A 10,251-nucleotide genomic window follows, 5' to 3' on the forward strand; every position below is an offset into this window, starting at 1 on the left:
GAATGAGGTTTCTCCCCTCGCTCTTAAACTAAAAATAGTCATTGTTTTTCTATTTTGCAAAATCACCGAATGTTAATCAGCTGTACTGCTGAAAATTACGGCTCTTTGTCAACTGTAGTGGGTTGATGAAAAGTTACAATCTGGAGAGGACCAAATTGGTCCTCTCCTTTTTGATGTTCAAAGCAATGAGAATTCTAGTTTTAAAGTTGTCAAAGTTCCGGAAGCCAAAAGCATTTCGCTTGATGACTTTGATGAGGTTATTGGTAGCCTCTAGTTTTGCGTTTGAGTAGGGAAGTTCCAGTGCATTCATGATCTTGTCCTTATCTTTCAAAAAGGTCTTAAAAACAGTTTGAAAAATAGGATTTACAGAAGAAATTGTTTCTTCAATAAGACTAAAGAAATGGTCAGCCTGTTTCTCTTGAAAATGAAATAGTAACAGTTGATAGAGCTCATAGTGCTCTCTAAGTTCTTGAGAGTAGGCAAGTATCTTTTCTAGAATCTCTTTATTGGTCAAATGTGACCGAAAAATTGGTCGATAAAAACGTTTATCACTGAGTTTACGGCTATCCTGTTGAATGAGTTTCCAGTAACGTTTCATTGCTTTATATTCGTGAGATTTCCTATTAAATTGATTCATGACTTGGATGCGAAGACGATTCATAGCACGACTTAGATGTTGTACAATGTGAAAGCGATCCAAGACGATTTTAGCGTTTGGAAATAGTTTTCTGGCAATATCATAGTAAGGACTAAACATATCCATGGTAATGACTTTTACTCGACTTCTCACCTGTCTAGAATAACGAAGGAAATGATTGCGAATAGTTGCTTGAGTCCGTCCATCTAGGATAGCTACGATCTTTCTTGTATCGTAGTCCTGTGCAATAAAGCTCATCTTACCTTTCTTGAAGCTGTACTCATCCCAGCTCATGTGTTCTGGAAGGTGGTTAAGATCAGATTTGAACTCGAACTCTTTCAATTTACGGATGACTGTCGAAGTAGAGACCGATAAACTTTCGGCAATAGCAGTCATAGGGACTTTCTCGATTAATTTTTGAGTGATTTTCTGGTTGACGATCGTTGAGATTTGGTGGTTCTTTTTGACTAAGGAAGTTTCTGCGACAGCCATTTTTCCGCATACTTTACAGCGAAAACGGCGTTTTCTTAATCGAATAAGAGTTTTGTAGCCCGCACACTCTAGATAGGGAATTTTAGATTCTTTTTGGAAGTCATATTTAGCCATTTGTCCTTGACAATCGAGACACTTAGGAGCAGGATAATCTAGCTTAGCGATGATTTCTTTATGAGTTCCAGCATCCAGATAATCCAAGATTATGATGTTCTTGTCTTTAATTCCGAGTATGTTTGTGATAAAATTTAATTGTTCCATAAGATTCTTTCTAATGAGGGTTTGGTCACTTTTTCATTATAGGTCTTATGGGGCTTTTTTCTACAACAAAATCGGCTCCATAATTCCTATGGTGGTTTTACCCACTACAGAAATTATAGAGCCAAAATTACCGAATCTTGAGATGACCAAATCGGTCTTCTCTTTTTTGTTTTTTCAAGTATCAAAACTATTTTTTCTTTTGCGAGAATAACACTTGGTTTCCTTTTTTAACTGCTTTATAATAGAGTCATACTGATGCCTTCTGTTGTGAGAAAGAAGGCAGATTTTAGGAGATAAGAAATCGTGTTTGAATGTTTAGGAGCAGCTTCTAGGCTTTATCGTACCAGTTGTTTTTACGGCTTACTATCCTGCCAGTTATTTCTTGCAGGGCAAGGATGGGCTCTTTTACATCGGTGGTTTGATTCTGATTTCTCTTGCTTTCTTTGTTATTTCCCTCAAACTCTGAGATAGGAGATTGGATGCCTACGAAAGTGCTGGATTGTAAGAGGGAGAGTAAAACTAAAATCAAGAAAGGAACTTATGATGTTTACAATCGAAGAAATCAAGGATGAAGATCAAAAAATGGCAGTTGTCGCTGAGGTTTTAAAGGATTTGCCAGAATGGTTTGGAATACCAGAAAGCACGCAAGCCTACATCGAAGGAGCCAAGGACTTGCAAGTGTGGGCCGCCTTTCAGGAGAGTAACTTGCTTGGCTTTGTGAGCTTGTCCTATTCTAGTGAAGATTGTGCAGAGATTGATTGTCTCGGTGTAAAAAAAGCTCATCAAGGTAGAGGAATTGGGAGTCAATTGCTTGCTACTTTAGAAAGTGAAGCACGCAAAAACGTTGATTATTTACAAGTGAAAACAGTAGCAGAAGGCTCTAATAAAGATTATGATCGAACAAATGTCTTTTATCGAAGTGTTGGTTTTAAAAAATTAGAGATTTTTCCACAACTTTGGGGGTCTCAAAATCCTTGTCAGATTTTGATAAAGAAAATCGTTTAAAACTTCCTGACAAAAAATTGAGAGTGCCATACTATAAAAGTGTTAGCCAATTTAGCTCAGTTGGTAGAGCAAGGCACTCGTAAAGTCTAGGTTATAGGTAGATAAACGACTGAGGATTTGAAAAAATAGATATGTAGAAGATAACCGTTAAGTCTTATTCTTAGCGGTTTTTTATATTGTTTAATAGCGCTGATATTTCATTAATGATGTTTGACTTTGTGATGTTGCTAGTGCTTTAAGTTGATTGCTACTATTTTTGATGGTGTGAATGTTCTGATAATGTACCCCAGCTAACTACGAAAGTTTTTTGACTCTATGTTTTTAACGCTTATTAAAAAATAAATTAATGTAGGTTAATTTTTCTTGACTTAAATTTTTTAAATGATATACTATTTTTCTGGAGAGCTAACAATTATATATAAATGTACTACTCTATTTCCTAGATAATACTTATACTCGATGAAAATCAAAGAGCAAACTAGAAAACTATCCGCAGGTTGCTCAAAGCACTGCTTTGAGGTTGTAGATAGAACTGACGAAGTCAGTAACCATACATACGCTAAGACGACGTTGACGCGGTTTGAAGCGATCTTCGAAGAGTATTAGTAAAACTTTTTATAACAAATGCTAGCAAAGTTAAAGTTTACTATCTATTGGAAGTTAAATAAATATGTAAGGAATTAAAATGAAAAAAAGTACAGTATTGTCATTAACCACAGCTGCAGTTATTTTAGCAGCATATGTCCCTAATGAGGTAATCCTAGCAGATACACCTAGTTCTGAAGATTCTTTAAAAATATCTGATAAAGAAACAGTAATAGGTAAACAAAACGAAAACAAAGAAAAACTTGAAGATATTCATAATGTTATAGAAACTTCAAAGGATACTGAAGAAAAGAAAACAACAATTATTGAGGAAAAAGAAGTTGTTAGTAAAAATCCTGTGATAGACAATAACACTAGCAATGAAGAAGCAAAAATCAAAGAAGAAAATTCCAATATTGAGGAAAAAGAAGTTGTTAGTAAAAATCCTGTGATAGACAATAACACTAGCAATGAAGAAGCAAAAATCAAAGAAGAAAATTCCAATCAATCCCAAGGAGATAAAGCGGACTCGTCTGCAAGTAAAGACCCAGAAAGTCCCAAAAAAGAGGATAAACTTGTCTATATTGCTGAATTTAAAGATAAAGAATCTGGAGAAAAAGCAATCAAGGAACTATCAAATCTTAAGAATACAAAAGTTTTATATACTTATGATAGAATTTTTAACGGTAGCGCTATTGAAACAACCAAAGATACTCTGGACATAATTAAACTAATAGAAGGTATTTCATCGGTTGAAAGGTCACAAAAAGTCCAACCTATGATGAATCATGCTAGAAAAGAAATTGGAGTTGAAGAGGCAATCGATTACCTAAAATCTATCAATGCTCCATTTGGTAAAAATTTTGATGGTAGAGGTATGGTCATTTCAAATATCGATACGGGGACAGATTATAGGCATAAGGCCATGAGGATTGATGATGATGCTAAAGACTCAATGAGATTTAAAAAAGAAGACTTAAAAGGTACTGATAAAAATTTCTGGTTGAGTGATAAAATCCCTCATGCTTTCAATTATTATAATGGTGGTAAAATTACTGTAGAAAAAGCTGATGATGGAAGCGATTATTTTGATCCACATGGGATGCATATTGCAGGGATTCTTGCGGGAAATGATACTGAAAAAGATATTAAAAACTTTAACGGAATAGATGGAATTGCTCCTAATGCACAGATTTTCTCTTATAAAATGTACTCTGACGCAGGATCTGGCTTCGCAGGAGATGAAACAATGTTTCATGCTATTGAAGATTCGATCAAACACAATGTCGATGTTGTTTCGATATCATCTGGCTTTACAGGAACAGGTCTTGTAGGTGAGAAATATTGGCAAGCTATTAGAGCATTAAGAAAAGCAGGCATTCCAATGGTTGTAGCTACGGGTAACTATGCGACTTCTGCTTCAAGTTCTTCATGGGATTTAGTGGCAAATAATAATCTGAAAATGACCGACACTGGAAATGTAACACGAACTGCAGCACATGAAGATGCGATAGCAGTCGCATCTGCTAAAAATCAAACAGTTGAGTTTGATAAAGTTAACATAGGTGGAGAAAGTTTTAAATACAGAAATATAGGTGCCTTTTTCGATAAGAATAAAATCATAACAAATGAAGATGGATCAAAAGCTTCTAGTAAATTAAAATTTGTATATATAGGCAAGGGGCAAGACAAAGATTTGATAGGATTGGATCTTAGAGGCAAAATTGCAGTAATGGATAGAATTTATACAAAGGAGTTAAAAAATGCTTTTAAACGTGCAACGGATAAGGGTGCACGTGGCATTATGGTTGTAAATACTGTAAATTACTACAATAGAGATAATTGGACAGAGCTTCCAGCTATGGGATATGAGGAGGATGAAGGAACTACTAGTCAAGTTTTTTCAATTTCAGGAGATGATGGTGTAAAGTTATGGAACATGATTAACCCTGATAAAAAAACTGAGGTTAAAAGGAATAATAAAGAAGATTTTAAAGATAAATTGGAGCAATACTATCCAATTGATATGGCAAGCTATAATTCTAATAAACCGAATGTAGGTGACGAAAAAGAGATTGACTTTAAGTTTGCACCTGACACAGACAAAGAACTGTATAAAGAAGAGATCATCGTTCCAGCAGGGTCCACATCTTGGGGACCACGAATAGATTTACTTTTAAAACCAGATGTTTCAGCACCCGGTAAAAATATTAAATCCACTCTCAATGTCATTAATGGGAAATCAACTTATGGTTATATGTCAGGGACTAGTATGGCAACTCCAATCGTGGCAGCTTCTACTGTTTTGATTAGACCAAAATTAAAGGAAATGCTTGAAAGACCTGTGTTGAAAAATCTTAAGGGAGATGACAAAATAGATCTTACAAGTCTTACAAAAATAGCCCTACAAAATACTGCACGCCCTATGATGGATGCAACTTCTTGGAAAGAAAAAAGTCAATACTTTGCATCACCTAGACAACAGGGAGCAGGGCTAATTAATGTTGCCAATGCTTTGAGAAATGAAGTCGTAGCTACTTTTAAAAACACGGATTCTAAAGGTTTGGTAAACTCTTATGGTTCTATTTCTCTTAAAGAAATAAAAGGAGATAAAAAATATTTTACAATTAAGCTTCACAATACATCAAACAGACCTTTAACCTTTAAAGTTTCAGCATCTGCTATAACTACAGATGCTCTAACTGACAGACTCAAACTGGATGAAACATACAAAGATGAAAAATCTCCAGATGGTAAGCAAATTGTTCCAGAAATCCACCCAGAAAAAATCAAAGGAGCAAATATTACATTTGAGCATGACACTTTCACTATAGGTCCAAATTCTAGCTTTGATTTAAATGCGGTTATAAATGTTGGGGAGGCTAAAAACAAAAATAAATTTGTAGAATCATTTATTCATTTTGAGTCAGTGGAAGAAATGGAAGCTCTGAACTCCAACGGGAAGAAAATAAACTTCCAACCTTCTTTATCGATGCCTCTAATGGGATTTGCTGGGAATTGGAACCACGAACCAATCCTTGATAAATGGGCCTGGGAAGAAGGTTCAAAATCAAAAACAATGGAAGGTTATGATGATGATGGCAAACCGAAAATTCCAGGAACCTTAAATAAGGGGATTGGTGGAGAAGGTATAGATAAATTTAATCCAGCAGGAGTTATACAAAATAGAAAAGATAAAAATACAACATCCCTAGATCAAAATCCAGAATTGTTTGCTTTCAATAACGAAGGGATCAACGCACCATCATCAAGTGGTTCTAATATTGCTAAAATTTATCCTTTAGATTCAAATGGAAATCCTCAAGATGCTCAACTTGGGAGAGGATTAACACCTTCTCCACTTGTATTAAGAAGTGCAGAAGAAGGATTGATTTCAATAGTAAATACAAATAAAGAGGGAGAAAATCAAAGAGACTTAAAAGTCATTTCGAGAGAACACTTTATTAGAGGAATTTTAAACTCTAAGAGAAATGATGCAAAGGGAATCAAATCTTCTAAGCTAAAAGTTTGGAGCGACTTGAAATGGGATGGACTCATCTATAACCCTAGAGGTAGAGAAGAAAATGCACCAGAAAGCAAGGATACCAAAGATCCTGCTACTAAGATAAGAGGACAATTTGAACCGATTGCAGAAGGTCAATATTTCTATAAATTTAAATATAGATTAACTAAAGATTACCCATGGCAGGTTTCCTATATTCCTGTAAAAATTGATAATACAGCCCCTAAGATTGTTTCGGTTGATTTTTCAAATCCTGAAAAAATTAAGTTGATTACAAAGGATACTTATCACAAGGTAAAAGATCAATACAAGAATGAAACCTTATTTGCGAGAGATCAAAAAGAACATCCTGAAAAATTTGACGAGATTGCAAACGAAGTTTGGTATGCAGGCGCCGCTCTGGTTAATGAAGATGGAGAGGTTGAGAAAAATCTTGAAGTAACTTATGCAGGTGAGGGTCAAGGAAGAAATAGGAAACTAGACAAAGACGGAAATACTATTTATGAAATTAATGGTGCAGGAGATTTAAGAGGAAAAATCATTGAAGTCATTGCATTAGATGGATCTAGCAATTTCACAAAGATTCATAGAATTAAATTTGCTGATCATGCTGATGAAAAGGGGATGATTTCCTATTATCTAGTAGATCCTGATCAAGATTCATCTAAATACCAAAAGCTTGGCGAGATTTCCGAATCTAAATTTAAAAATTTAGAAAATAGAAAAGAGGATAGTCTTAAAAAAGATACAACTGAGGAAGAAAATCATCAAGAAAATGAAGAGTCTATCGAAGAAAAATCAAGCTTGACTATTCATAAAACTATTTCAACAATTAGAGATTTTGAAAGTAAAGACTTAAAGAAACTCATTAAAAAGAAATTTAGAGAAGTTGATGACTTTACAAGTGAAACTGGTAAGAGAACAGAGGAATACGATTATAAATACGATGATAAGGGAAATATCATTGCTTATGACGATGGTAGTGCCTTACAATATGAAACTGAAAAACTTGACGAAATCAAATCAAAAATTTATGGTGTTCTAAGCCCGTCTAAAGATGGACACTTTGAAATTCTTGGAAAGATAAGTAATGTTTCTAAAAATGCCAAGGTATATTACGGCAATAACTATAGATCTGTAGAAATCAAAACGACTAAGTATGATTCCCACTCAAAAACGATGACATTTGATTTATACGCTAATATTAATGATATTGTGGATGGATTAGCTTTTGCAGGAGATATGAGATTCTTTGTTAAAGATGATGATCAGATAAAAGCTGAAACTAAAATTAGAATGCCTGAAAAAAATAAGGAAACTAAAACAGAATATCCCTATACATCAAGTTATGGGAATGTAATAGAATTAGGAGAAGGTGATCTTTCAAAGAACAAACCAAACAATTTAACGGAAATGGAATCTGGTAAAATCTATTCTGATTCAGAAAAACAACAATATCTGTTAAAGGATAACATCATTCTAAGAAAAGGCTATGCACTAAAAGTGACTACCTATAATCCTGGAAAAACGGATATGTTAGAAGGAAATGGAGTTTATAGCCAGGAAGATATAGCAAAAATACAAAAGGCCAATCCTAATCTAAGAGTCCTATCAGAAAAAATAATTTATGCTGATAGTAGAAATGTTGAAGATGGAAGAAGTACTCAATCAGTATTAATGTCGGCTTTGGATGGCTTTAACATTGTAAAATATCAAGTGTTTACCTTTAAAATGAATGATAAAGGGGAGGCAATCGATAAAGATGGAAATCTTGTAACAGATTCTTCTAAACTGGTATTATTTGGTAAAGATGATAAAGAGTATCATGGGGAGGATGAGTCCAACGTAGAAGCTATAAAAGAAGATGGCTCTATGTTATTTATTGATGCAAAACCAGTAAATCTTTCAATGGACAAGAACTACTTTAATCCATCTAAATCTAATAAAATTTATGTACGAAATCCAGAATTTTATTTAAGAGGTAAGATTTCTGATAAGGGTGGTTTTAACTGGGAGTTGAGAGTTAATGAATCGGTTGTAGATAATTATTTAATCTACGGAGATTTACACATTGATAACACTAGAGATTTTAATATTAAGCTTAATGTTAAAGACGGTGACATCATGGACTGGGGAATGAAAGACTATAAAGCAAACGGATTCCCAGATAAGGTAACAGATATGGATGGAAATGTTTATCTTCAAACTGGCTATAGCGATTTGAATGCGAAAGCGGTTGGAGTACACTATCAATTTTTATATGATAATGTTAAACCAGAAGTAAACATTGATCCTAAGGGAAATACTAGTATTGAATATGCTGACGGAAAATCTGTAGTCTTTAATATCAATGATAAAAGAAATAATGGATTCGATGGTGAGATTCAAGACAAACATATTTATGTAAATGGAAAAGAATATAAATCATTTGATGATATTAAACAACTAACAGATAAGACACTAAACATTAAGATTGTTGTAAAAGATTTTGCAAGAAATACAACCGTAAAAGAATTCATTTTAAACAAAGATACGGGAGAGGTAAGCGAACTAAAACCTCATACGGTAACTGTGACCATTCAAAATGGAAAAGAAATGAGTTCAACGATAGTGTCGGAAGAAGATTTCATTTTACCTGTCTATAAGGGTGAATTAGAAAAAGGATATCAATTTGATGGCTGGGAAATTTCTGGTGTCGAAGGGAAAAAAGATGCTGGCTATGTTATTAATGTATCAAAAGATACTCTTATAAAACCTGTATTCAAGAAAATAGAGGAGAAAAAGGAGGAGGAAAATAAACCTACTTTTGATGTATCGAAAAAGAAAGATAACGTGCAAGAAAATCATAGTCACTTAGATGAAAATTACAAAAAGGAGGATTTACAAAGAGAAAATCATTCACACAAATCTGATTCAACTAAGGATGTCACAGCTAAAGTTCCTGATGAAAATGATAAAAACTTTGAAAATAAGAAGGAAGTTTATCTTAATGAACCAGAGAACATAGATAATAAATATACCAATATTGATAGTAAATCAACTACTAACAATGATAGGTTGCCAAAAACCGGAACAGTTAGCGAAGTCTTCATGTCATTAGTTGCCGGAATAATGTTTACTGTAGGTGCATTTCTTGGATTGAAGAAAAAAGATTAAGATTAAGACAAAAGCTATAGATGAAACAATTTTGTGAAAATAGCCATTTATAACTCAATTATTTAGTTTACTTTACTATTGATACTCTTTTTGGATTTATTAATGTACTTAGTTTCGACAACTAATGAATTGATTGAAAGGGTTAGTATTGACAATATTGGTCATATTAATTAGAAAATAGAGTCTATCAAAATTTAAAGGCTAATAGAGGTGATGAGACAATTTCAAGGAATTAAGTAGCGTTTGGTTGCTTAATTCCTTTTTATTATGTGACTATTAGTCCGTTTCGCTCCGAAGGTGCGAAACAAATAAACCACCCGCTATTGATATGCCCCCTGTCAAGTAGACAGGTTAAATATGGCTCTTTTCTACCATTTGTCAACTCTATCAAGGCTTTAAGTAAAAAAAGAGATAAGACAGTAGCTATTCTGAGGTTACTGTCTTATTTTTAACCCTTTTTGATCCATAAATGGGCATGCTAAAAAAACACCTCATCTGGTATTTTTTGAAACAAGGTGTTACAATAATACGGCATAGACAGCCTTATCGATTTTGGGTCAAAGAGTAATCGTAAAGTTTGTTATGCGTAATG

At 33.8% G+C, this 10,251-nt stretch carries 3 protein-coding genes and 1 pseudogene; 3 read left to right on the plus strand and 1 reads right to left on the minus strand.

All coding sequences use genetic code 11. The features are described from left to right. Positions 1–133: 133 nt before the first annotated feature. On the minus strand, positions 134–1,390 hold the full coding sequence (locus RWZ99_RS03500; protein ID WP_314676375.1) for an ISL3 family transposase: 1,257 nt from the start codon (positions 1,388–1,390) through the stop codon (positions 134–136). Between the two features lie 325 nt (positions 1,391–1,715). On the opposite strand from RWZ99_RS03500, the pseudogene RWZ99_RS03505 reads away from it, so the two are divergent. The 3 genes and pseudogenes from RWZ99_RS03505 to RWZ99_RS03515 all read left to right on the plus strand — a co-directional run. Continuing rightward, a pseudogene (locus RWZ99_RS03505) lies at positions 1,716–1,856 on the plus strand (ABC-2 family transporter protein); the annotation flags it as partial. Between the two features lie 77 nt (positions 1,857–1,933). Further along, a complete protein-coding gene (locus tag RWZ99_RS03510) occupies positions 1,934–2,395 on the plus strand; it encodes an N-acetyltransferase (protein WP_314676379.1) in 462 nt (153 codons plus the stop codon). Between the two features lie 685 nt (positions 2,396–3,080). Continuing rightward, entirely contained in the window at positions 3,081–9,659 is a 6,579-nt protein-coding gene (locus tag RWZ99_RS03515) for a S8 family serine peptidase (RefSeq protein WP_314676377.1), read from the plus strand. The last annotated feature ends 592 nt before the right edge of the window (positions 9,660–10,251 follow it).

This window comes from uncultured Streptococcus sp., assembly GCF_963545685.1.
Classification (GTDB): domain Bacteria; phylum Bacillota; class Bacilli; order Lactobacillales; family Streptococcaceae; genus Streptococcus.